The 24,603-nt window shown below is 35.5% G+C and carries 24 protein-coding genes and 3 pseudogenes; 10 read left to right on the top strand and 17 right to left on the bottom strand.

Annotated features, from left to right (window positions below):
- Window positions 1–43: 43 nt before the first annotated feature.
- From phnA to DM800_RS19310, 5 genes and pseudogenes are all read right to left on the bottom strand, one after another.
- Entirely contained in the window at window positions 44–385 is a 342-nt protein-coding gene (gene phnA, locus DM800_RS19330; RefSeq protein WP_048528370.1) for an alkylphosphonate utilization operon protein PhnA, read from the bottom strand.
- A 234-nt stretch (window positions 386–619) separates the two neighbouring features.
- Window positions 620–1,414: a DUF2628 domain-containing protein gene (locus tag DM800_RS19325; protein ID WP_147787362.1), complete on the bottom strand. Its 795-nt coding sequence runs from the start codon at window positions 1,412–1,414 to the stop codon at window positions 620–622.
- Between the two features lie 321 nt (window positions 1,415–1,735).
- Window positions 1,736–2,325 (bottom strand): annotated as a pseudogene (locus DM800_RS19320) (lysostaphin resistance A-like protein).
- Between the two features lie 134 nt (window positions 2,326–2,459).
- Window positions 2,460–3,890, bottom strand: coding sequence for an IS4 family transposase (locus DM800_RS19315; protein WP_048563148.1), 1,431 nt, complete (start codon window positions 3,888–3,890; stop codon window positions 2,460–2,462).
- Between the two features lie 560 nt (window positions 3,891–4,450).
- On the bottom strand, window positions 4,451–5,320 hold the full coding sequence (locus tag DM800_RS19310; RefSeq protein ID WP_046954857.1) for a LysR family transcriptional regulator: 870 nt from the start codon (window positions 5,318–5,320) through the stop codon (window positions 4,451–4,453).
- Window positions 5,321–5,411: 91 nt separating this feature from the next.
- On the opposite strand from DM800_RS19310, the gene DM800_RS19305 reads away from it, so the two are divergent.
- Together DM800_RS19305 and DM800_RS19300 are read left to right on the top strand one after the other, a co-directional pair.
- The gene (locus tag DM800_RS19305; protein ID WP_088112905.1) at window positions 5,412–6,599 is read left to right on the top strand and encodes an MFS transporter; all 1,188 of its coding nucleotides are present in this window, start codon (window positions 5,412–5,414) and stop codon (window positions 6,597–6,599) included.
- Between the two features lie 437 nt (window positions 6,600–7,036).
- Window positions 7,037–7,312, top strand: a complete 276-nt coding sequence (locus tag DM800_RS19300) for a permease prefix domain 1-containing protein (RefSeq protein WP_000861928.1) — start codon at window positions 7,037–7,039, stop codon at window positions 7,310–7,312.
- Between the two features lie 87 nt (window positions 7,313–7,399).
- On the opposite strand, the pseudogene DM800_RS19295 reads toward DM800_RS19300, so the two are convergent.
- Window positions 7,400–8,830: pseudogene (locus DM800_RS19295) on the bottom strand (IS4 family transposase).
- A 441-nt stretch (window positions 8,831–9,271) separates the two neighbouring features.
- Here DM800_RS19295 and DM800_RS19290 point away from each other — a divergent pair.
- Both DM800_RS19290 and DM800_RS19285 read left to right on the top strand, forming a co-directional pair.
- A complete protein-coding gene (locus DM800_RS19290) occupies window positions 9,272–9,868 on the top strand; it encodes a TetR/AcrR family transcriptional regulator (protein ID WP_001042192.1) in 597 nt (198 codons plus the stop codon).
- A 62-nt stretch (window positions 9,869–9,930) separates the two neighbouring features.
- On the top strand, window positions 9,931–11,073 hold the full coding sequence (locus DM800_RS19285) for an MFS transporter (RefSeq protein WP_001139236.1): 1,143 nt from the start codon (window positions 9,931–9,933) through the stop codon (window positions 11,071–11,073).
- Window positions 11,074–11,196: 123 nt separating this feature from the next.
- On the opposite strand, the pseudogene DM800_RS19280 reads toward DM800_RS19285, so the two are convergent.
- The 3 genes and pseudogenes from DM800_RS19280 to DM800_RS19270 all read right to left on the bottom strand — a co-directional run.
- Window positions 11,197–11,292 (bottom strand): annotated as a pseudogene (locus DM800_RS19280) (CPBP family intramembrane glutamate endopeptidase); the annotation flags it as partial.
- Window positions 11,293–11,389: 97 nt separating this feature from the next.
- A complete protein-coding gene (locus tag DM800_RS19275; protein ID WP_147787361.1) occupies window positions 11,390–12,268 on the bottom strand; it encodes a nucleotidyltransferase domain-containing protein in 879 nt (292 codons plus the stop codon).
- Window positions 12,237–12,545 carry a YuzD family protein gene (locus DM800_RS19270; RefSeq protein WP_088608542.1) on the bottom strand — a complete coding sequence of 103 codons (309 nt, stop codon included), beginning with the start codon at window positions 12,543–12,545 and terminating at the stop codon, window positions 12,237–12,239. The genes DM800_RS19275 and DM800_RS19270 overlap by 32 nt, the downstream gene beginning before the upstream one ends.
- A gap of 206 nt (window positions 12,546–12,751) precedes the next feature.
- Between DM800_RS19270 and DM800_RS19265 the strand changes: the two genes are divergently transcribed.
- The gene (locus tag DM800_RS19265) at window positions 12,752–12,988 is read left to right on the top strand and encodes a NifU family protein (RefSeq protein ID WP_000431158.1); all 237 of its coding nucleotides are present in this window, start codon (window positions 12,752–12,754) and stop codon (window positions 12,986–12,988) included.
- A 439-nt stretch (window positions 12,989–13,427) separates the two neighbouring features.
- Window positions 13,428–13,643: a hypothetical protein gene (locus DM800_RS19260; RefSeq protein ID WP_001125489.1), complete on the top strand. Its 216-nt coding sequence runs from the start codon at window positions 13,428–13,430 to the stop codon at window positions 13,641–13,643.
- A 60-nt stretch (window positions 13,644–13,703) separates the two neighbouring features.
- On the opposite strand, the gene yutH is transcribed toward DM800_RS19260, so the two are convergent.
- A complete protein-coding gene (yutH, locus tag DM800_RS19255) occupies window positions 13,704–14,705 on the bottom strand; it encodes a spore coat putative kinase YutH (protein WP_000581274.1) in 1,002 nt (333 codons plus the stop codon).
- A gap of 120 nt (window positions 14,706–14,825) precedes the next feature.
- Here yutH and DM800_RS19250 point away from each other — a divergent pair, with 120 nt between their 5' ends.
- Window positions 14,826–15,317, top strand: a complete 492-nt coding sequence (locus DM800_RS19250) for a phosphatidylglycerophosphatase A family protein (RefSeq protein ID WP_000665100.1) — start codon at window positions 14,826–14,828, stop codon at window positions 15,315–15,317.
- 23 nt (window positions 15,318–15,340) lie between these two features.
- On the opposite strand, the gene DM800_RS19245 is transcribed toward DM800_RS19250, so the two are convergent.
- The 3 genes from DM800_RS19245 to DM800_RS19235 all read right to left on the bottom strand — a co-directional run bounded on the left by DM800_RS19245 (window position 15,341) and on the right by DM800_RS19235 (window position 19,666).
- On the bottom strand, window positions 15,341–15,820 hold the full coding sequence (locus DM800_RS19245; protein WP_147787360.1) for a GNAT family N-acetyltransferase: 480 nt from the start codon (window positions 15,818–15,820) through the stop codon (window positions 15,341–15,343).
- A gap of 500 nt (window positions 15,821–16,320) precedes the next feature.
- Window positions 16,321–18,894, bottom strand: a complete 2,574-nt coding sequence (locus DM800_RS19240) for an FtsX-like permease family protein (RefSeq protein ID WP_147787359.1) — start codon at window positions 18,892–18,894, stop codon at window positions 16,321–16,323.
- The gene (locus tag DM800_RS19235) at window positions 18,878–19,666 is read right to left on the bottom strand and encodes an ABC transporter ATP-binding protein (protein ID WP_064449150.1); all 789 of its coding nucleotides are present in this window, start codon (window positions 19,664–19,666) and stop codon (window positions 18,878–18,880) included. Before DM800_RS19235 ends, DM800_RS19240 begins: the two co-directional genes overlap by 17 nt.
- Before the next feature lie 197 nt (window positions 19,667–19,863).
- On the opposite strand from DM800_RS19235, the gene DM800_RS19230 reads away from it, so the two are divergent.
- Window positions 19,864–20,445 carry an NAD(P)H-dependent oxidoreductase gene (locus DM800_RS19230; protein ID WP_147787358.1) on the top strand — a complete coding sequence of 194 codons (582 nt, stop codon included), beginning with the start codon at window positions 19,864–19,866 and terminating at the stop codon, window positions 20,443–20,445.
- A 33-nt stretch (window positions 20,446–20,478) separates the two neighbouring features.
- On the opposite strand, the gene DM800_RS19225 is transcribed toward DM800_RS19230, so the two are convergent.
- The 4 genes from DM800_RS19225 to DM800_RS19210 form a co-directional block, all read right to left on the bottom strand.
- Window positions 20,479–21,009 carry an iron ABC transporter substrate-binding protein gene (locus DM800_RS19225; RefSeq protein ID WP_087986025.1) on the bottom strand — a complete coding sequence of 177 codons (531 nt, stop codon included), beginning with the start codon at window positions 21,007–21,009 and terminating at the stop codon, window positions 20,479–20,481.
- A 111-nt stretch (window positions 21,010–21,120) separates the two neighbouring features.
- On the bottom strand, window positions 21,121–21,885 hold the full coding sequence (locus DM800_RS19220; protein ID WP_147787373.1) for a TIGR01457 family HAD-type hydrolase: 765 nt from the start codon (window positions 21,883–21,885) through the stop codon (window positions 21,121–21,123).
- A 108-nt stretch (window positions 21,886–21,993) separates the two neighbouring features.
- On the bottom strand, window positions 21,994–22,626 hold the full coding sequence (locus tag DM800_RS19215; protein ID WP_000503338.1) for a helix-turn-helix transcriptional regulator: 633 nt from the start codon (window positions 22,624–22,626) through the stop codon (window positions 21,994–21,996).
- 86 nt (window positions 22,627–22,712) lie between these two features.
- Window positions 22,713–23,153 (bottom strand): DUF86 domain-containing protein, encoded by a 441-nt coding sequence (locus DM800_RS19210; RefSeq protein WP_000274003.1) that lies wholly within the window; start codon window positions 23,151–23,153, stop codon window positions 22,713–22,715.
- Between the two features lie 147 nt (window positions 23,154–23,300).
- On the opposite strand from DM800_RS19210, the gene glpX reads away from it, so the two are divergent.
- Entirely contained in the window at window positions 23,301–24,272 is a 972-nt protein-coding gene (gene glpX, locus DM800_RS19205; protein ID WP_000439090.1) for a class II fructose-bisphosphatase, read from the top strand.
- A 16-nt stretch (window positions 24,273–24,288) separates the two neighbouring features.
- Entirely contained in the window at window positions 24,289–24,555 is a 267-nt protein-coding gene (locus DM800_RS19200; protein WP_000392614.1) for a DUF3055 domain-containing protein, read from the top strand.
- Window positions 24,556–24,603 lie beyond the last annotated feature (48 nt).

The raw sequence follows: 24,603 nt of genomic DNA, 5'->3' as shown, positions 1-24,603 counted from the left end.
AATGACAATAAAAAAGAGGAGGCTAATCGCCTCCTCTTTTTATTTACGCCTTCTTAACGAACTGTGATTTTAATTTCATAGCTCCGAAACCGTCGATTTTGCAATCAATATCGTGATCGCCATCAACTAGACGAATACTCTTTACTTTCGTACCGATCTTCACAACTGAAGAAGTTCCTTTTACTTTTAAATCTTTAATAACAGTAACAGCATCGCCGTCTTGAAGAACGTTTCCGTTCGCATCTTTTACAACTTTTGCACCATCATTATTTTCAGTTTCTGCTTCTTGGCCCCACTCATGAGCACATTCTGGACATACGAAAAGAACGCCATCCTCATACGTATATTCTGAATTACATTTTGGACAATTAGGTAAAGTAGCCATAAATTCATTTCCTCCGTTCATTATTTATACGTAAAAATCAAAATTGATGTTTACATCTCGATAAATAAAATTTGTATAGCATTTCTTTATAGTGCCATAGTCTCACGTTATTGACAACCCTACCTCAAATTCTCATTTTTTATTGTATTTTACAAATTTTTAATTCGTATGGTGTTTCCAATAAAAAAGAAGAACCTTCACAAGATCCTTCTTTTCAAAATGAACGAGTTCTCACTAGAACCCCCAACCATTCTCTTCAATATAAAATTGATACTCTTCCAACTCTTCTTCACTTAACTTCTTATTATTCTCGTATACCTCTTGCCACTCGAAATAATCTTCATCGAAATAAACAGCAAATTTAATTTTTACGTTTTTCTTCTCTGTATAATCATAACCAGTAAATTCTACTACATCATAATCTTTTTCTTTCGTTACAAGCTTCCACGTTGGATTATCCGTCATAATCTCTAAAGTAAATCCTTCACCACTTGCACGAACAACGTTTTTTATATTTGGTTCAGTTGGTAAAAAGGAGAGTCCGAACGTGGCTCCGCCAAATACTAACCCTACTATGATGTGTAAACCAACCATACCAGCAAAACTAGCGCCACCCTTTAATTGTAAGTAATATGCCTTCTCATGATCTGGCATATTTTCTTCCTTATGTAAAATACGGACAGCATGCTTATAATATAAACGATTTCCTTGCCATCCAGTAAATATCATCATTCCTAATTGAAAAACTAAACTAATTGATAAAAAAATCCCATCTGGAATGTCTATAAAAGGGGGTATAAGTATACTAGGTACCGCCAGTAACGTAAGTATAATAAACAACTTATACATTTTACGATAAGCTAACCAAAAAGTTGGGAAGAAAAAGGCTACCCAATTCCACGTATTCCCTTGCGCTGGATTTTCTACTTTCCCCCACTTAAAGTCATAATACGCCGTATTCTTTTGAACGACTGTATGTAACTGTTGCGAAGAAATTGTTTCTTGTAAAACAGTGTCCCTCACGTACATCATCCTTTTCTCATTTCTACATACGTGTATTTTATAGAAATAAAAAGAAGGAATCTAACAAAAAGTACATATATTTCATAAAAATGAACGGAAATCGAATATATTCCGACAATTATCCGTTTATTATTTCATTTTACTTTTAAATATATTAGAATACTTATGAATGATACATTTAATACACTAAGTTAATCATTTTGTATATTTGATAATAAAAATGTTTCACATGAAACTATCTATATTTCGTATTACCTTTCCTCTACACAGTACATGTAAATCCATTTCTACAAAATACGAAAGACGCCCTTTTCAAAAGGCGTCTTTTTATAGTTGAAAATTTACTAATATGAAAAATGCATTATTTAATAAATGAATCCCCCATGGGACGAGTAAGTTATTTGTTTTCTTATACGTATAAGCTAAACATATACCACCACCAAAAATATATAAAACACTCCCTACTGTAAGGGGATGACCTAAAGTAAAGATAACAGCACTTATAACGGCACTACTAAGTGTAGAAAAGCGCTGAGATAATTTCGTGAAAAACATCCCCCGAAATAAAAGTTCTTCCCAAATCGGTGCAAAAGTGGTGAGTACAACTACATATACAATGATTTCACTTTTAGTAGGCTCTATTACTAGATTAGATTCATCCACACGAAGCCCCCATGTGGTAAAACTAAATTTAATACTGCAAGATATATAAGCAGTACGATCATCGTCATTACTATTGTTACATAATGTTTGAAATTATTGAACTGTATTGATTTTAATAACTGTACACAATAATTTCTTGCTGGCGCATATATTAAAATAATAGTAAGAAATGTTAAAGGTGGAATAAGATAATCTACATACCATGGATATAAGGAAGAGTCATATATAATGTTCAAAAAACCAATTCCATACATTACCCCACGCCCATCAAGCTAAGCTTATATAAGTTTAATTGCATGTGAGATTTTTTCTTTTTTCTAAAGATCCATTGTAAGCTCTTTAAAGATTTGCATGCCAAATAAACCCTATCGGGTTTCAATTTTTTAGATTACGCTACATGATTGTGAGACATAGAAAAGTTGTATACGACGCCTAAGATATCAAAGACTGTTTTCTTCTCATACCTATGGGATTTTCGTCCGTTTTTCTGTAAGAAATTGAACAGACGAAAGAGAATCTTTGTTAATTCTTGGATGCCTTTTTGTAAAGATTGATAAATAAGTGGAAAATAATCTTTGATGATATAAATTGCTTTATATTCACTTAATTCTCGTTTCTTCTTGATGAGGAGTAATTGGCGCATTTGAAACATGGTGGAGGAACAAAGAAGGATACTTATTAATTTTCCGTATAAGTGACATTCTAGTCGTTCTAATTTTACAGAATTACAGTGATGAATACGAAAAAACGATTTCCATGTTTTAAAGATAAGTTCAATTTGCCATCGTAAGGAGTAAAAATCGTATACTTGTTCCTTTGGTAGATATTCTAAAGGAATATTTGTAATGTAAAAATTAATTGCGCTAAGCCGCTTACTGCGTTCTTTATAGGTGATTTGCTTTTTATGTTCTTTAGATGCTAAATCCTTTTGTCTTCGCTCCATTTGTGTTTCAGTTAATTTATACAAAATTAATCTTGCAGGAAGTTTTTGATACATTCCAATATAAATCTCAGGAATCTCATATGTTTCCCCAGGTTGTAATTGGTCAATAAATTGCTCCATATCTAGTTGGATGTACTCAGAATGCTTTTTTATGGTTCCATTGTGAAAGTATTCAGGTTCTTTATTCTTCTGATATATGCGTGTATTGAGTTTTAACCTTGAAATAAAATAAGCACCACACTCATCTATAGTATGTAGATCTTTTAAATCGAAGTATCCTAAATCCCGTATACATACGTCGTTCGGTTGAAGAGACGTTAAACATGTAGAACCATAGGTTTTATCATTGTGTTTTCCCGATCCGACATGAACATGTAGAAACTGACCACTTAATAAATCGTATTCTAGTTGAATTTTCACACCAGCATTTTGCCCACTACCTCCTGAACCTTGATATGTAGAAGCAAATTTATCTGGAACCTGAAAATGTGTGGAATCCAATATACGAATCCGATGAAAGTAGTTTATATACGATGCTTGAATCTGGCTAGATGAACAAAATTGGTGATGGAGTAACGAGGCTAATATTTGTTGTAACAACTGTACAGCTTGAGAATTAAAGCGCTGATTTAGTCCTTCTGGACTCATAGAAATACCTGTGTTAGCTTCTAATCGACTACATAGTTGTGTCAATGAAGCATTTGCTATGTTTTCGCTTAACCAAACACAAAGAGCTACTAAATCTTGTGCACGATATTTACTTTTTCGTTGAACAAATCCTATCTCTCTAGCTAATTGCTCTAAAGCACCAGGTGACATATATCTTTGCAACTCTTTAGAAAACAATTCTAGTTTATCAAAAGTCGATAAATTCATGTCAAAAACGCCATCCTTTCCTATGATTCTACAGAAAGAATAGCGTATTTTTTCATTTTAAGGAAATTTAGTTTTGTTAGCTTGATAGCGATGCGGCAGCACCCCTATTAGGGGTCACTATATCATTCTGGGAAAATTGTACGCTAAGGATTATAAAACCTTACCATTACAGCATTCTTTAAAGGTAAATCAATGTTCAGAAAGATAAAAATCTATGTTTAATTGAACATTGATTTGTTTACACACTTTATGAACACGATTATAACTAGAAAACGTTGATATTATTGAATTTTATTCTCTGTTCATAAACATACGAGTTTTGGAACAAATAATAATATGTGTGCTTTTTTAACTTTGTTCAACAATCGGGCCATATTATTGAAAAACATTTTTTAACGAACGGCTCCAAAACGACGCTTGGCGACGTTCCACTACACTTGTTAGGTGTTTTTAATAAATCTAAAAGGCTATACATAAAAAAATTCTTTTTTTCTTCCCTTTTATCATGAGTTACATGAATAAAGGAAAGGCCTATTTTAAAACGCAATCGCTGCAAATGTTCACTTAAAAACATTTTTTGCCACATGAAGAAATTCCTTAACTGCAGGAGAAGCATTTGCAATAGAATGACAGGCAAGTGCTACTTCACGGCTGTTTTCAATATTTAGTTTGCTGATTTTTATGTTTTGCTGTGTCTTTAAATATAATTCTGGACCTATCGTAACGCCAAGTCCTTCCTGTACCATATTAGCGATGGTTGTACAGTCGTGTACTTCAAAAAGAATAGATGGTTTAATTTGCGCTTCTGCAAATAATTCCTCAACATGTGATTGGTACATCCCTGTTGGCATAATAAAGGATTCATCCATTAAATCATTCATTTCTACTGTTTCTTTAAAATGGAATTGATGATTAGGGTGATAAGCGACTACCATCTTATCTTTAATCAAAGGAACTAAATCGAAATTTGGGTTTGATTTTCCTTTTACTACAAATCCAATATCAATAATGCTTGAACCCAACCACTCCGTAATCTCTTCATAGGTTCCTTCGTAAAATTTAAATTCTATTTTAGGATGTTTTTTTCGGAATTTTGCAAGTAACTTAGGCAATAAGCAAGAAGAAGCACTTGCAAAAGTGCCTATACGAATAATACCTGTTTCCAAGCTTGTCATAAGCGCAATTTCTTGATTAATGACTTCCAGTCTTTTCAATATTTCTCTAATATGCGGCAGAATTTTTTGCCCTATTTCTGTAAGTGTTATTCCTTTTTTTCGATCACGAATTAATAAAGAAACCCCCCATTCAGATTCTAAACTCGCAACTGCATGACTCACGGCTGATTGAGTCATATTTAATATTTCAGCAGTTTCTGTAAAACTTCCTAGCTCGACTACTTTTGCAATGATTTCGTAGCGTACAATAGTCATGAGTAATTACTCATCTCCTTTATTAAAAACATCAATTTTACTTATGTTAACATGGAACATAAAATAAAAACAGTAGTTCAAATATAAGGAGATGTACAAATTGAAAAATAATATGAATCAACTAATCATCATACTTTTAGCTTTAGGGGCTTTTGTAACAGGAACAGCAGAGTTTGTTGTTTCTGGAATTTTAGAACTGATTTCTTTTGAATTAGATATTTCAATTTCAATGGCTGGTCAGTTGATTACGATTTATTCTTTATCTTATGCTATTGGAGCTTTGATCTTGGTCATGCTAACGTCTAAATTGGATCGTAAAAAAGTACTTTTATATGCTATCTCTATATTTATTCTAGGGAATCTAGTTGCATTTTTTAGCTATAATTTTGTCTTTCTTATGTTATCTAGAGTCATTATGGCGATGAGTGGAGGGTTATACATTGTTGTTGCCACCAATTATGCTGCGCAAATTGCAGTTCCAGAAAAAAGAGGTAGTGCTATGGCAACAGTCATTACAGGTTTCACTGTTTCATTAGTACTTGGAGTGCCTATCGGAACATTTTTAGCTGGACATTTTGATTGGCACTATATTTTCTTAATCATTGCGCTTGGCACAGTTTTTTTAATGATAGGACTTTACAAATTATTACCAGCTACAAAAGGAAATCAACCGATGCCATTTACACAACAGCTACAAATTATGAAAGATAAACGAATCCTTACGGGTTTAATGACAACGATTTTTTGGATTTTAGGTTATACGATGGTATTTGCCTACATTGCTCCATTATTAAGTCATACTGCTGGCTTTTCTATTGAAATGACAAGTATTGCTTTATTTGTTTTAGGCACTTTTGCTTTTATTGGTTCACGCTTTGGAGGATATGCGGTAGACAGATGGGGACCTAATAGAACAATATCATTAAGTTTATGTGTTCATATCATCTCTTTATTTGTACTAGCATTTACACAGTATAGGACAGTTGGTGTATTTGTCACACTAGCTTTTTGGGGAGTAGCAACTTGGACAACGACACCAGCAAAGCAGTTTTATCTGATTTCACTGAAACCACAATCCTCTGAAACAGTACTCAGTTTTAATACCGCCTTAATGAATGTGGGAATGATGCTTGGCTCTGCATTAGGAGGAATCATTATTCAATATACTAATATAGAAAATTTAAGCTGGATTGGTGGATTATTCGTTATACTTGCACTTATTTTTATCAGATATTCTTTCTACCTAAATAAAAAAGTTATGAAGCACCATCGACTTTAATGAATTAAAAAGTAATTTCTAAACTCAACTGCCTTGCTATTCGGTTGGATTTTTTTTTTAATACTCTCCGATATTTGGCATTTTATAAAAAAACTTGTTGGAGGTTATGAAAGGGGAAATCATCACCCACATTTGCAGTTGCGAAGGGAGAGGAAATGCATGTTAGAACGATCGTACCGAATGGCAAGTTCGCTGTGCATTTAACGCCTTTTGTAAACGAGTATTGAAGAAGAGAACAAAGAACTTTCATTAGAGTATGACTAATGAGTATAGGATTTGATGAATATCTTAGTTATTCCATTAAAGGGCGCTTTTCCGGAGTAACGATAAAAGCCCAATTTCTCAATTTTAATGCGAGAAATTGGGCTTTTTTATATTTACTTATAGTGCAAAATAGCGTTTAAAATAAGCGCAAATTACCTCCTAAAGTGACAGATATGAAAGTAGAGTTGTTTATAAATTTAAAAGAACGAATTTCAGATATGATTAAAGAGGGTTATACGGAAGAAGATGCCTTTAAAAAGGGAGTCATTTCAATAGGAGATTTGAGTGACCTAGTGGAAGAAATGCAATTGTATGGGCGAGATAAAATGAACCAATCTATTGATTCTAAAGAAGCGCAACATATTTCAACAAAAGGAATGATTGGTGGAATATTATTATTTCTATTTGGGGTCCCTCCACATGCCCATCAAGCTAACCAAGTAATTTAATAGTTACGAAATGATCCTTGTTTCAAAACTAGCAAGTGATAGAAAAGTAGGCATGCTAAAGAAGCCTATTAAAACGCGATTTTTTCGCTAGGCAGCTTGTCTATGCTTCACCGCCGTTTTATACACAATCCCTAGAATATCAAAGACGGTCATCTTCTTATACCTATGACATTTACGACCGTGTTTTTTGAGCAGCTGATAAAGGCGATGCAGAATTTTTAAAAGTTCTTCTGTGCCAACGGCTATCGCTTGAAACAGTAATGGAAAGTAATCTTTAATCATATAAATCGCTTTGTATTCACTCAGCTCCTGCTTTTTCTTTTCAAGCAGAAGCTGACGCATTTGAAACATCGTAGAAGAACAGAGGAGAATGCCGATGAGTTGTCCATATAAATGGCACTCTAGGCGTTCTCTTTTTATATTTTGACATTCATCAATTTCAAAGAATGACTTCCACGTTTTAAACAAAATTTCAATCTGCCAACGAAGTGAATATAATGGATGCACGTAGTTCGTCGGTACTTCTTCTAGCGACGTGTTCGTGATATATACATTCATGCCCATTAAACGTTTACTTTTATCCTTCATGACAATGCCTTTCTTCTTTTCACGTATCGCTTGGTTTTTAAGACGTGTTTGCGTTTGATTATCGGTTAAACGATGGATAATAACACGTGCTGGAAGTTTCTGATTTTGGCCAATGTATGCCTCAGGGATTTCTATCGTTTCACCAGGGATTAGATCAGACATCATTTGTGTCATATCAAGCTGGATGTATTCTGTCTGCTTTTTTAACGTACCATTGTTGAAGTATTCGGGTTCAGGGTTCTTGGTATAAATGCGTGTATTCAGCTTCAACCGAGAGATATAGTAAGCCTTTTTATCATGAATGGTTTGTAAGTCTCCTAAATCGAAGTAACCAAGATCACGTAAACACAAATCGCCTGCTTCTACGGTTTCAAGGCAGATGGTACCATATGTTTTATCATTATTCTTTCCTGGCCCAAGCTGCACGTTAAGAAATTGACCACTAAGTAAATCGTATTCTAATTGGATTTTCACGCCTGCCTTATTACTACTCCCACCTGAACCTTGATAGTCAGTAGCGAATTGATCAGGTAGTTGAAACACTGTTGCATCTAGAATACGGATACGATTGAAAGTAGAGATTATATGTGCAGAAAGTGAGTGATTTGAACAGAGTTTTTGTGTGAGAAGGGAAGTAAACACTTCTCGAAGAAATGCGACAGCTGCTGGATTAAAGCGTTGATTCAGTCCTTCTGGGCTAATGAGTGTAGCTGTATTTGTATAAAGCTGACTACATAATCGAGTAAGAGAATCGCTTGCTACGTGTTGACTAATCCAAATACATAAAGCGGCCAAATCTCATGCGCCATATTTACTTTTACGTTTTACGAAACCCGTCTCCTGTGCGAGCTGTTGAAGGATACTTGGGGATAGATATCGCTGTAATTCTTCAGCGAATAAATGAAACTCATCTTGAATCGATAGAGTCATACAAAACGCCATCCTTTCTGTATATTTCTACAAAAAGAATAGCGTTTTTTTGATTATATGGATACAAATTTACCTTAGATTGATAGCGATGTATGGTAACCCCAATTAGACCAACGATTTCTCCTTGGCTGAGTTTCGCTCCCCGACTTTTCCTATGGAAACGTAGAAAAACAAATGATTAAACAATTTATATTTTGTCTTTTTGTGGCTTTGTAAAATAGATTGATCATTTATAACAAAGTTTGATAATTAATAATAAAGATTGATGAAATTGTTAATTCAAATAAGACTTGTATTTGAATAAGGGAGCTATTTTTAATTATTCGTAATCTAAAATAATCAAATTTTATTTTACAGTAACATTAAAACAAAATTATTGACCACACGGTACAAAAAAGAGTATTCTATTAATGTTATCTTTAAAATGAGAGGAGGATACGATTGAATAAACGCGGCAGACCTCGAGAGTTTGATTATTCCTCAATTGTAGATGTTGCAATGAAAACATTTTGGTTAAGAGGATATGAAGGGTGTTCTACACAAGATTTATGCAGTGATACAGGACTTGGAAAAGGAAGTTTATACAATACTTTCGGTAGTAAACATGAACTGTATAAACAAGTATTAGAACGCTACCATGAAATTGGGATTAGGGAACAAAGGAAATTGTTAGATACTCCAATTCCAGTTAAAGAACGATTAAGTAATTTTTTTGAATGGGCATTGAAAGAAGACTTTGAGAATATTGATCAAAAAGGATGTTTATTGATTAATGCCAGTATAGAACGTGCTAAAAACGATTTAATGGTACAAGAAATTTTCTCGAAGCATGTTGAACTTCTTAAACAAGCTATTGAAGCAGTGATGGAGGAAGGATTGCAAACAGGTGAAATTTCAAAGAAGCAATCAGCTGAGGAATTAGCTAGTCTGCTTTTAAGCAGTTATTACGGATTCCGTGTTCTTAATGTATCGATGCAAAATCGGATGTTGTCTGAACAAGTTATCAAAGGAACAATGGAGTCTATTTGTGGCGCTTAGTGCGCTCTTTTTTCGCACTATTTTTGTACCAATCATTACAATAATGAATAAGGAGTGTTTTTATGCCATCGATTATTTATTTATTAGCTTTAGCAATCTTTTGTATGACTACATCAGAATTTATGGTTGCAGGTATGATGAATGAACTTGCTGTTGCATTCCAGGTTTCTGTATCATCTATTGGGTATTTAATTTCAGCTTATGCAGGAGCAATGGTAATAGGAGGCCCCATTTTAACTGCAATCCTCTTACGAATGCGCAGCAAACAAGCATTATTGTTTTTAATGTTCGTATTTTTAATTGGTCAATCGCTCGGAGCTATTGCTTGGAACTATGATATTATGATGATTTCACGTATTATAACTGGTATTGCTTCAGCTTCATCTTTTGGAGTTGCGATTTCCTTTTCTGCAACATTGGTTCACTCTGATTCAAGGGGAAAAGCTGCATCAATTGTACTTGCAGGTTTAATGTTCGCAACTGTATTAGGTTTACCTATAACAACCGTTGTTTCGCAATATTTTGGCTGGCGTATTAGTTTTGGGGCTGTTTCTGTTCTTGTGCTAGTATCAGGGATTATGATTCAATGGTTGTTACCATCATCTTCAAATAAAGAGCAATTGAATTGGAAAAACGAACTTCTGCGATTTAAGAATATTCATCTTTGGGCAGCGTACGTAACAAGTATGTTCATTATTGGTGGTACGTTTGCAGCATTTAGTTATTTCACTCCTATCTTTACAAATGTCACAGGCTTTTCAAGTGCAAGTATTCCATATTTACTTGCTCTCTATGGTAGTGCGACGGTAGTTGGGAATATAGTGATTGGCAAGTTTGCTGATAAATATACAATGAAAATACTGGTGAGCGGATTGATTATATTAATAGTAGCATTGTCTTTATTTGCTTTAGGTGCAGAGAATAAATACATTGCGGTTATTTCTACGATTTTTATTGGTTTAACTGGTGTAGCATTGAATCCGGCTATGGTTGCGAGAGTAATGAAAACAGCTAGTAATGGAACAATGATAAATACCGTTCATAGTTCTTTTATTACGCTGGGTATTGTTATTGGTTCCTCACTAGGTGGTCTTGGAATCAGTAAAGGATATGGTTTTGTATCTCCGCTATGGATTGGAGCTTGTTTAGCTATCCTTGGGGTAATTTCATTATTCCCATATTTACATAAAGGAAAGGCAGATTAAGATGTTTAAAATTTCTTTATATGGGGTCACCATACATGCCCATCAACTTAAGAAATTGGTAGTTCCCCAAAACGAAGAAATTTTCGTTCTGGGGGTATTATAATATCTTAACTTGATGGGCATGTACATTACCCCAAAAATAATTATTATCATGCTAATTACTTCGCGCATACTTATTGCTACATTCTTTTCTTCATAAGTAGTTAATTCTGTATTCATCCTATCCCCTCCAGTATAATTAAACCTTTTAATCCATTATATACCATTCTCAACACAAAAACCGACGATACAATTTACTGTATCGTCGGTTTTTCCCCTACCATTTCTCTCTACATGTTTCAATTAAATGCAATAAGTACTTCCTCGTCATATCTGCCCTTCTCCACCTTGAGAGCATTCGCTTTTCTTTTGGATTCTGCCGTATTCTCGCTACTTCTTTTAATAAAAGCTCCCATTCTTCCCCTGAACGTTCTAACAAGTATTGCAATCCACTATCTTTTGAAACGATTGTTTTATGATTTAGTGTATATAAAATACGGCCCATCGTAACGACAGCTGATTCTACCCACTCTTCTATGAAAAATAAATACGGCTGCTTCGCTTTTTCACTCCAGTACTGTTCTACGTTGTATTTCATCGTATTGACTACATCGTCCCACCTTATTTGAAACGGAAGATCTTCCGCTTCTTTCCCGGTAACTGTAATACCTTGATTTTTCAATGTCCACCATGTGACCGCATTAATATCCCAATGACCTACATTCGCTTTACCATCTGCACAATACACGTACTCATTCATTTCATCATTGTATTTCCCTAAATCAGCAAGCGGAATATACATACCATCCATTCTCTTACCTAACGTACTACCACTAATTTTCTTATGAAGTTCGACAAGTTGCTGTTTTTCAGCTTCATTCACGGAATCACTTATTACTGTAATAAAATCAACATCGCTCGTTTCTGCATGAAATGCACCGAGTGCGATGGAGCCGTAAATATATACCCCGACTATTTTTTCATCTAAAAAAATTTCTTTTAATTCTACTGTGTACCGCTCCATTAACTGTCGTACTTCTGTTGGTAACGCATGCTTCACTCCATTTTTCACATCTATCCCTCCATTAAAAAAAGCCTTCGCAAATTCGCAAAGGCTTCCTGTTTTATAAATATTTCTCGATTTCTTCGTAAACATCCTTCAAACGAGGATTTCCTTCTCCAACAATTTCTCCATTTACAAGAACGACCGGATAAAATAGATCTTCTTCCACTACGCGCTCTGCGAATGCTTTTTTATCTTCATCTTCTTGTTCTTCTTGAAAATCAATATACTCGAAATTAAATTTATTTTTTTGTCCTTCATATTTACGACCAATCGCCGCTTGTAGCCACTCAAATGTTTCTGTTGAAGATGGCATTCCAACGCAGCTCGCACAAATTACTTTCGTCCCATACACTTGCACATTAACCATTTCTTTTCCCCCACTTCTTGTTTCAACAGTATATTCAGATGTCTTAGTACATAAGCACATCATTTTACAAACTTATTCCATACCCCTATACTGAAAAAACACGTTGTAAACATGATAAAAAATTTCGACATTAAAACAAGAACAGAAAAAATAGATTTTCCCCTCTATCTTGATTATAATAAAACTGATGAAAGGAGTCGATAAAAATGGAAAACCCACATATGGAAGAACAAGTACTAGAAGTATTAGATAAATTACGTCCATTCTTACTTCGCGATGGCGGAGACGTTGAATTAGTAGACATTGAAGAAGGTATCGTAAAATTACGCCTTATGGGTGCTTGCGGAAGCTGCCCAAGTTCTACAATCACACTAAAAGCTGGTATCGAACGCGCATTACTAGAAGAAGTACCAGGCGTTATTGAAGTAGAACAAGTATTTTAATCTAAAAGCAGAAGCGGCTCATTCAGAACAGGAGGTCATTGGAGCTCCTGACGAAGAGGCGCTTTTTGCCTCACAGGAAGGCGCGAAATGGCCGACTGTTCTAGCCGCTGGAGCTGGATATTAATCTAAAAGCGGAAGCGGCTCGTTCAAAATGTGAGGAGGATGGAGCTTCTGACATAGAGGCGCTTTTTGCCTCGGCGGAAGAAGCGAAGCCACCGAATATTTTAGCCGCTGGAGCTAGATATTAATCTAAAAGCAGAAGCGGCTCGTTCAGAATCGCTTCCTAGAAAGAGACCCATTTGGGTCTCTTTTTTTATTCAAAAAACACTTCTCCTTTAACATCATAAAACAAAATTGGAAATCCTTCTCAAAAAGTGAGATAATTAATACTATAGAATCGTTCACACATATAAAAGTAAAAAACATAGGGGGACGACACATGCCAAAAATGGGGAACACTTTCTTAACAATTCAAGAACTAGAAAAGAAAAAAGAGTATTTATTAGATCTTTCATCCGTTATACCAACATGGAATGCGAGCTATCAATTTTTATTTAAAGAAATTCAGCAAGAATTATTGAGTAAAGTAAATGAAAAAATTGAAAGACATCAATTCATTTTAAATATATGTGCAGATCAACAGGTAGGGGCATAATGTATTACATACAATTGTGATATATAAAAAAGAGACCTCAATCGGTCTCTTTTTTATATTTTAAGATAGCCAATCTAATTTCCTAATCCCTAACTTATCGACTGGTAAACGAAGTGAGCCATAAAAGTGCTTCATAAATTGCTCAGAGCGGTTCACATCGTGTAAAATGGCTTCTAAGCGATCTCTATATATGCTTTTTTGTTCTTCATTTCCCGTTTGGTAATATCGTTCGACTGTTTCAAAGTAGTGAAGTGGGAACAGGAGCCTTGCAAATAATAGGCGCCAACCAAATGAGGATAGCGAATAATTCCGTTCATAATCTGTAACAAATTGAACGATTGTTTGCTCCCAGTCTTTCTTTTTTTCTATCATCATATAGCGGATTAATTCTGCCATATCTCGAGTTGGGTGATCATACACCCAATCGAAAGGAAGTTTGAGGCGCTTCGTTTGATGCCATAATAAGGGTGTGAATCGTTCTTGGCAAATTGTTGCTGCATCAGTCATTTGCGGCGTATCATCCATCTCTGTATCGACAACATACTGAATTGCATTTTCTGCAACTCCTAAGTAATACGGGAAGGATTCAATAAACAATTGATCGAATACGTCTGTAGGGTGGTTCATCACTTGTGATTGCCAAAACTTTTCTAATTGATCGAGCCTTTTTTCCCATAACGCTTTCCATTCGCCTATGCGGCTTAATTGCTCGATTTCTTCTGGAAAGAATGCACCTCGTTTATGGAATATAGAAAGCTCACTTCCTAATGATGTAGCATGTCGTTCTAACGCACGCATACCTTTTAATAAGCAGTAATTTTGTTCTTCTATCTCACTTACATAGTAGCCGTGTATAGTCGGAACGAAAGTCGCTACAGTTATATCCCCTTGCTGGTTCATATAATCACTGAGCTTTTTCATCTCTACAAGTACTTCTTCCTCCATTTCTCCAATTGGAACAAGTACATAAATTTTGTTGCGAATCCAAAAGCTTTTATAGGGGCCAAGGGGGATTAATTCTTTAACATGCATATGATAATGCTCATAAATATGATGAATCATCGCAGTCGCCACCTATGGTTTTTCTTTATATATATGAGCTTGTGCTCGCCTTTCATTCCTATGCACATGATAAAGCAACGAAACGTATACAAATACTAAAAAGAAAAAAAGGTGATAAACATGAAAGAATCAAATCAACTACAAGAAAGAGCATTACAACTATTACAAGAACGTGGTGTAACAATTGACGATATTGCTGAGCTTGTTCATTTTCTTCAAAAAAAATATCATCCAAATTTAGAGATGTCAGAATGCCGTTATAACGTTGAGCGTGTATTATCAAAACGTGAAGTACAAAACGCACTGATTACTGGTATCGAACTCGATGTCCTTGCTGAAAAAGGAATGTTAAGTGAGCCGTTACAAGATATCGTAAAACGTGATGAAGGCTTATACGGAATTGATGAAGTGATCGCACTTTCTATCGTTAATGTGTACGGCTCTATCGGTTTCACGAACTTTGGATATATCGATAAATTAAAACCTGGTATTTTAGAATTCTTAAATGATAAATCATCTGGAAAGGTGCATACATTCCTTGATGATATCGTTGGCGGGATCGCTGCCGCTGCTTCAAGCCGTTTAGCACACAGAGCTGAGCATTCGGAATAATAAAATATGAAAGACCGTCAGTTTCATACTGACGGTCTTTCATATTTCATGAGCATAAATTCTCTTCCGCGACTCAAAAAAATAGGACCTTGCTGAAAACCTATGTTTTTATATAGCTTAATCGCTCTTGTATTAAACGTCGCTACACTAAGTCGAAACGTTTTCGGCCTAAATGCTTTAACAGCAAACGCTATGCCAGCTTGAAAAAACATTTTCCCCAGCCCTTTCCCTGTTAACGCTGGCTTCATGCCAAGTCCGATATCAATTACATCTTCTCCATCATATAAATGAGCATCTCTTCCCCCTGGCACTTGTGCATTTTCTCCAAAACAAAAATAGCCGATAAACTCCCCATTATCGTCACAACAGCCATAATACGTCCCATCTAATAATTCTTCTATTACTTCTTCCTCGCCTGAAAAACTATATAAATTATAAGGTTCTTCGTACGTCCACGTATTTATCTCATTTGCTTCTTCTACCGTTAACTTATGTATATCCATCCTTCTCTCCCCTTATCAAATATTCTATATATACTCATTCATTTTTCGTGCCTCATTTCCCTCTAATTGCAATATGCAGAATTACATACGCACAGCCATTAAACAAGTGGTACAATTTATTTGAATCGCTGTTGCTACACTTCTTGATCAAAGAAAAGGCGTTAAAACGGATATTAGCGCCTTATCAAACTCAAGCAATTGGCACATTTTGTCATCATGAAAGACACTCAAAAGAGTGTCTTTTTTTTATACCTCACAAGGACTTACTCATTTCAACATATAAACACATAAAATAATGTAACTCTTTACACGCATGAATCCTTTTCTAAAAGTTGTGAAGTAGATTCAAAATAAAAAAGCACTCCAGCCAGAGTGCTTTTTACTTTCAAACAAGGAGGTTACATATATGGATAGTACTCTCGTATTTAATTTCGGCATTGGTATTGTCATCATTTTATTTGTTTTCTTTGTTCTTTGTATGAGTGGGGTATAGCAATCTTTTATGCTGATAACTCCTTTAAAGTATCACTTAATTTAAACTTTCTTAATTGTAAGGAAGCAATCAATGCTGCCCCTGCCCCAAGCATCAGACTAGCTAGAGCCAATATGAAGACTTGATTATACGGAATGATAATAACTGTTAGCTCAAGACTTGATAACACAATATAGCTAAACAAAATCCCACCAAAAATGCCAATACAACCAGCTATCGCTCCAAGTAAAGTTCCCTCTAATAAAACGATCCGTCTCATTTGCTTCGGAATAGCTCCTACCGCACGAATCATACTAATTTCAGCACGTCTTTCATGCAAACTTGCGACAATTGCATTCATTAATCCTATGCCAGAAATAATGAAAACAATTACAACTAACAAGCGAATTAACATCATCATTTGCGATAATAACTGCTCTTGTTCTTTCAATAAATCATAACTGTTTATAACTTCTACATTCTCTTTATTCTTTGTAATTTCTTTTACTTGCTTCTTAATCCCTTCAAATGATTGATTAGAATTAGTCATAATTTGAATTGCTTCATATCCTTGTACGTGAAACTTATCGCGAGCCCATTGTTCATTCACAAAAATATCCAAACTCCTTAACCTTAATCCTTGCTCAATAATCGAAACGACTTTAATTCTTTGTTTTTCTTTCCCTTTTCCTTGTACGTCAACCGTATCATGCAACTGAAGCCCTAAGTTTTTAGCCACTTCTTTCGTAATGACTCCCTCACCATCTTGTAATGGCTTATTTAAAGGTTGTCCTGCAATCACTTTCGCCTTTGTTACTTTCTGGTACGCTACAATATCGCTACCTACAACTTCCATTGAATCATAGTTCAAATTGTTTTTTTTCATAAATTCATACCACTCTTGATTCGCTTTTTTAAAGTCATAATTCACAAGCTTTGCTGTAAAGTCAGTAGCATTCCCAACACTCGATTCCACACCATCAATTTTTCTAACCTTCTCCATCCAACTAAACGGTAATGTTTCTATTCCTTGCGACTCTACTGGAATTCTTACTACTAAGTCCGCTGGTAAATGTTTTTGTAACCCTTTTTTCATACCTTCATACATAGAATTTACATACATCGTTCCAACAAGTGCTAACATAAAACCAAATGCTAGTATAGCAACCGACACAGCTGCCTTATTCCGATAACGAATTACATTCCGGCTACTAATCGTCGTTTCAATTCGTAATATCATTTGGAACGGTTTTGCAATCACTGGTGCTATTACGCGAATAAATAACGGAATCGCCAATAACAAACCAACTGCAAATAACAGCGCCCCTATCGCACTTGGATTAAAACCGATATACTGCTCTAATATGTTGCCCGTGAGTCCAATAACAGTACCAATGATTAAAATGCTAAGGCTAAAAGTACTCCATCTTTTTTCTTTTTTCTCATTACTAGGAAGACCTGGCCGAAGTGCTTGAACTGGTGGAATCTTTCTAACCATAAAAGCTGGTATAATGGCCCCTATGATAGACATAACAATCCCTAATAAAAAAGTAATGAGTAAAATCTCACCTGAAATCGAGAATGATGCTTTCCCTGCCCCCTCAATATTCACCCATTTGTTAATGAATGATGCTGCAATTGTTTGCGTACCTGCCCCAAGAATAACCCCTGCTAGCGATCCGATTGCTCCGATACATAAAGCCTCTAATAAAACGACTAATATAATTTGATTTGGGTTACTACCGAGTGCACGTAATAATGCCCACTGCTTAAACCGACTTCTAACAGATAAGAAGAAACTTCCCATTATTAAAAGGGCTACTACAAATAAGGCAATACCACCTAAACTAAAAATTAACGGCTTCATTACATTTAGCCGTTCAAATGCCTTATCAACATAAGTACGTTGGTCCACCTTTATATTTTCAATCCTTTTATGTACATCAAAAGCAATTGCTTTTTTCACATTTACATCTTGTACTTTCACTTGAATGAGATTGAATTGATTTGGTAAATTTAATTCTTTTTGAAGCCAATAGATTGGAAAATAAGCACTATGCCCCATTGATGCCATTAACGGTGGATTTAAAATACCGACGACTTTCACAGTCTTTTCTCCATACTGCGGGAATGGCAGTTTAATCGTATCTCCTACACGTATATTTTCACGATCTGTATACCCTTTTGTCAGCGCTACTTCAGCACCTTCTTTCGGATATCGCCCTTCTACTATTTTATAAGAATGCATTTCTGGAGAATCTTGCTCAACACCCCAATAAGATGGCTTTCCCGATAACTCTTTATAATGTGGAAAAGGATACGGTATAAGTGCTTTTGATATTTTTTCGGCATTTTCTAAGCCATCTATTCCTTTTAAACTTTCATTATTTAAATACATATCATTTTTTATATAGCCAAATTGTAAATTATAATCTCCATACCGGCTTACTACTTGTTCCTTCACACTTTGTTCTACTGATTGATTACCTAGTAATAACATCGTCGCTAACATAACACCTAAAGCTGCACCGAGGGCAATCAACATATTTCGCAGCCAATTTTGTTTCATCGATTTTACCGCATACTTAATTACCCATCGCATCACCTTTACCTCCTACTTTAAAGTGACGATTCATAATTTCTTGAATGTGAGTAACTTGTTGCGAGATATTTCGAAACTTCCACCCTTTACTTTCAGCGTGTTCATGAATCACTTCACCATCTAATAAGAAAACAACTTTATCCGCATGAGCCGCTACGAACGGGTCGTGCGTTACAACAACAGCTGTTTGTCCTAACTCATCACACGCATTTCGAAGTGCCGCGATGATATTTTTGCTGTTTTCTGAGTCTAATGCCCCTGTTGGCTCATCCGCTAATATAATTGCCGGCTCATTTGCAAAAGCTCTTGCTATCGCAACCCTTTGCTGTTGCCCACCTGATAACTGCGCTGGTAAATGCTTTTCTTTTCCTTTTAACCCAACAAGCGCTAATAAACGAGTTGCTGTCACCGTTGCCTTCTTTTGCGATACATTATCCAACAGTAACGGTAATCCTACATTTTCCTCTGCACTAAACACCGGAATCAAATTAAACTGTTGAAAAATAAAACCGATTTTATGTCTTCTAAATAAAGCGAGCTCTTTTTCTTTTAACGTTGAAATCTCTGTACCGTCAACTCGAATACTACCTACTGACGGAATATCTAATCCACCTAATAGCTGCAATAAAGTTGTTTTCCCTGAACCACTTGCCCCCATAATACAAACGAAATCTCCTTTTTGAATTTGAAGATTAATACCTTTTAATATTTTTACTTTACTATCCCCAATATCAAACGATTTTTCTAACCTTTCAATTTCAATAATATTCATCCCCATATCCCCTTCTCTCTCTATTTACCAATCTATATATTCTATTCAAAAATACAAAATCCCTACTATTTTGTATTTTTTTGTCACACACTAATATTTCTCATGTCAGAAAAATTGACTCTCGTAAAAAAAGTAACCATAATAGTTACACGAATACATAAAAACTATTCACATATCCACAAATAGGAGGAAGAACAATGAAACATGTAATCGTTTATGCACACCCAAATACAGAAAGCTTCAACCACGCAATTTTAGAAACGGTAAAAAGTGAATTAGAAGAAAAAGGTCATGAAGTACGCGTTCGCGATCTATACGAATTAAACTTCAATCCAGTATTAGGCGCTTCCGATTTCATCTCATTTTCTCAAGGAAACACACCAGAAGATATTAAAGAAGAACAAGAGCATATCTCTTGGGCTGATAGCATTACATTTATTTACCCAGTTTGGTGGGCGGGTCTTCCTGCTATTTTAAAAGGATACGTTGACCGTGTATTTAGTCACGGCTTCGCTTATGCTTACGGTGAAAACGGTATTGAAAAGTTATTAAGCGGTAAAAAGGGCTTATTATTATCTACAATGGGAAATTCGAAAGAAGCATACACAGCAGGCGGTATGTTTGACGCAATGAAGAAAACAGCGGATGTTGGTATTTTTGAATTTACAGGCATTGAAACAATTGAGCATACATTCTATACGAGTGTTCCTTCTGTGGATAACAGTGTGCGTAAGCAATATCTTGAAGAAGTTAAAGATGTTGTGAATCGTGCATTCTAATAAAAAACTCCGGTTGTTAAAACCGGAGTTTTTTTATTTCATCATTAATTTCGGAATATATCTTTGAAGAATGCTTTCTAATTCATTCATATCTTCCTGTCTAATAAGTAAATTTACATTGTCATTCATTTTTTCTCGCCCGCGATATAAAAATATATTTTCTTTTGGATTTTCCCATGTTGATGTTTTATAGCCTTTTAATTCTTCGTATGAATAAAAGTTTAATCCATCTACTACACCTTTTTCATATATTTGTACACTTTTAATAAGATGGATAGCTATTAAAGTCATAAAACAACTTGCTACAGCATGAATACCTAGCTGAATGAGAAACTGTTCAACTGTATCAATATCGCCACTTACGTACTGAGCATATATATACATACATTGCCCAATGAAATATGCTGGTCCAAGTAATGCAATCCAACGTCTTTTCACTCGAGGATACATTGCAATGAGTTTTCCTGAGCTTTTTTTCATTTCATTTATTTTATATATCTTCCATAGAACAAAAAACAAAACACATAATGTAAAAACAAACATAATACATGACATCCAGTACACTCTGATCCCCCCTTGTATCATTACATATAAATTTTACATTTTATATAACAACAGCGAATATGCAATTATGCATAAAAAAACAGGTAACCTATTCCGGTTACCTGCATTTCATTACATCTTCTCAATCCACTCCGTCAAGTTATGCACAACTTGCGTTGGTTGTACTTCATATTCTGTTAACTTCTCCACAGTTGTGACTCCAGTGTGGACAAGAAGCGTATGCATGCCAGCATTTATTCCCGCTAAAATGTCTGTATCGTAGTTATCCCCAACCATTAATGCGTCATTTTTTTCTATACCAAGCACTTTTAGAGCTTGTTCCATAATGATTGATTCTGGTTTTCCAATAAAGATTGGATCTACGCCTGTTGATACGGCTACAACTGATGTTAATGAACCGTTACCTGGTAATAATCCGCGTTCAGTCGGAATGGCAATATCTCCGTTTGTAGAAATAAACGTTGCGCCGTTACGCACAGCAAGACAAGCTTTTGCTAATTTTTCATATGTGATGTCACGATCTAAACCAACAACAACGAAATCAGGATTTTCATCCACAAGTTCAAATCCTTTTTCCACAAGTGCATCATGTAAGCCTTCTTCACCAATCATATATACAGTTGCGTCTTGTTTACGTTCATAAATGAAGTTCGCTGTCGCCATACTCGTTGTGAATACTTGCTCTGCTTTCGCTGGAATATCGAAACGAACAAGTTTTTCTGCCACTTGTTCTGGTTTACGCGTTGAGTTATTCGTAACGAATAAATAAGGAATGCCGCGCTCTCCTAATGCTTTTACGAAGTCGCTCGCTTCTTCAATTTGTTCTTCTCCGCGATACATCGTACCGTCTAAGTCAATTAAGTAACCTTTATACATCATTATGTCTCTCCTTCTATGCTAACGTTCTCACCTTATCATACCACTCTTATATTACCCGCTTTTCAAAAAGAAAAAAACGCTTTACCTTAAAGCGCCCCATAACGTTCATTTTTTCTCTTTTACTTGGTAAGAACAACTACAATCGCCCTCACACATGTTTGCTAACGTCTTTACATCTGCTCCTGCAAATAAACGATTATACATCTCTTTTTCATCTTCACATACTTGCGGGAATCTCTCTGCAATTTCTTTTAACGGACAGTTTTGTTTTTCAATTACGAAAGAGTTCTCTCCATCTCTCTTTATTTGAACCATATAACCATTTTTCTCTTGCATAGCTGCTATCTCTTGCACTTTATATGCTAAATTCTTTTGATTACTCACTCGCTTTTGCAACTGTTCTTCCATTCGCTTCGTTCTCTCTGTTAAAACGTAACGAAGTATTTTTTCATCACCCATTCGAGCTAAATCTTCTAGCATATCAATCGCAAATTGCTTATACTCCTTCGGGAATGTATCTTCTCCCTTTTCACTTAATCCATATAAATAAGTTGGTCTTCCGACATGTTGTCTTACCATCTTAGAATAAATGAAACCATCTTTCTCAAGATTACTTAAATGTCTTCGGATCGCCATTTCTGTAATCTCTAAAACGTCAGCTAGTTCCGCTACTGTGTGCTCTCCCTTAACTTTCAACAATTGTACAATTTCATCTTTCGTCGTACGTGCTTCCCCCATGCTTAACCCTTCTCCCTTTTCCCTTTACTTTCTCACATACAATATAAGATCCCCAAAAGGCAGTCCCGGGGATCTTATAAGCATAATTATTCTGGTACAAATGCAGATACAGGTCCTAATTCCTTCTCTAAATAACTACGAATATTTGCTGGGTATTTCTCTACCACTGCAATATGTTTTTGAATCGTCTTATATAATTCATCATGATTCATTTGAATATAATCTTGCGTAAGCATTTTTCGAAGAAGGATAATTTCTTTCATTCCTTGTCCTTCTTCTGCACTTATCACTCGCTCGTCCATCAAAATATCAATAATATCTTCATAACTTCCTGGATCGCGCATAATAAATCCATCAATCATCGCATTCCCTACATCTAATACACAATCAATAATTAGATGAGCTATACGTTCTAATGCGTAAAATTCAAACTCGGTTTCATATATCTTTTTCTCTTGAAATGTACTTGTTGCTCGTTCTAAACATACTAGCATTTGTTCTATTTTCTTTCTGTCTACAAAATACATGAATGTCACCTACCTGGAAATTAAAGCATTTACATTTTAATTGTAACGCTTTCTTCTGAAAAAATCGACAATTTTTCGAATTCACCTTTTCTCCGTTATTTGTTATAGTTATATTTGTATGATTTTTGAAATTGGAGGAATGGAATCTTGGAACGTGAACTCGCACTAGAAATTGTCCGTGTAACAGAAGCAGCAGCATTAGCATCCGCACAGTGGATGGGCCGCGGAAAGAAAAACGAAGCAGATGATGCAGCAACTACAGCAATGCGTGATATGTTTGATTCAGTAAACATGGCAGGTACAGTTGTAATTGGTGAAGGAGAACTTGATGAAGCACCGATGTTGTATATTGGTGAAGAACTAGGAACAGGTAACGGTCCAGAAGTAGACATTGCCGTTGATCCATTAGAAGGTACAAACATCGTTGCAAAAGGTCTTGCAAATGCAATGGCAGTTATCGCAATCGCAGATAAAGGAAACCTTCTTCATGCTCCTGATATGTACATGGAAAAAATCGCGGTTGGTCCAAAAGCAGCTGGTAAAATTAGCTTAGATGATCCAATTGAAAAAACAATTGAAATTGTAGCAGAAGCTAACAATAAAAAGATTCGCGATCTAACAGTTATCGTGCAAGAACGTGAACGTCATCAAGATATTATTGACCGTGTTCGTGCAAAAGGTGCACGCGTAAAATTATTTGGTGATGGTGATGTTGGTGCGTCAATCGCAACAGCACTACCTGGAACGGGTATTGATTTATTCGTAGGTATTGGCGGAGCTCCAGAAGGTGTTATTTCTGCAGCAGCATTAAAATGCCTTGAAGGTGAAATGCAAGCTCGCTTAGTTCCAATGAACGAAGAAGAAGAAGCTCGTTGTCGTGAAATGGGATTAGAAGATCCTCGTCAACTTCTTATGTTAGATGACTTAGTATCTGGGGATGATGCAATCTTCTCAGCAACTGGTGTATCTGCTGGTGAGTTATTAGACGGCGTGAAATTCCTTGGCGGAGATCTAGCTGAAACATATTCTATCGTTATGCGTTACAAAACAAGAACGGTACGATTCATTAAAACGCATCACCATTTAGATCATAAACCACACTTAAACTTAGATATTTAATAAAGGAGCCATGTGTATGGAAGAACGTTTCTTTCTGTACGACGATACAGTCGCTACAAGAACTCGTTTCGTTAGCTTTATGGGAGAAAATGAGCGTCATGATTTAGCGCTTTTATACTCCGATCGTCATTACGGTAAAACAATTGTCCTTGATATACAGCGCAATAGATTTGCAATCATCGGTCCTGACGATTTAAACGAACCAGGCTACTTAGAGCATGCATTTTCTATGACTGAAGAAATTGCAGAAGAATTACGCTCATTTTTATTTGAACTTATATAATTTATCTTAGGCACCAGCTATTTTAGCTGGTGTTTTTTCGCTTTAAGT

Origin of the sequence: Bacillus sp. AY18-3, from assembly GCF_008042305.1 — a bacterium.
Classification (GTDB): Bacteria; Bacillota; Bacilli; order Bacillales; family Bacillaceae_G; genus Bacillus_A; species Bacillus_A wiedmannii.
This window is presented reverse-complemented; position numbering and strand designations above follow the sequence as displayed.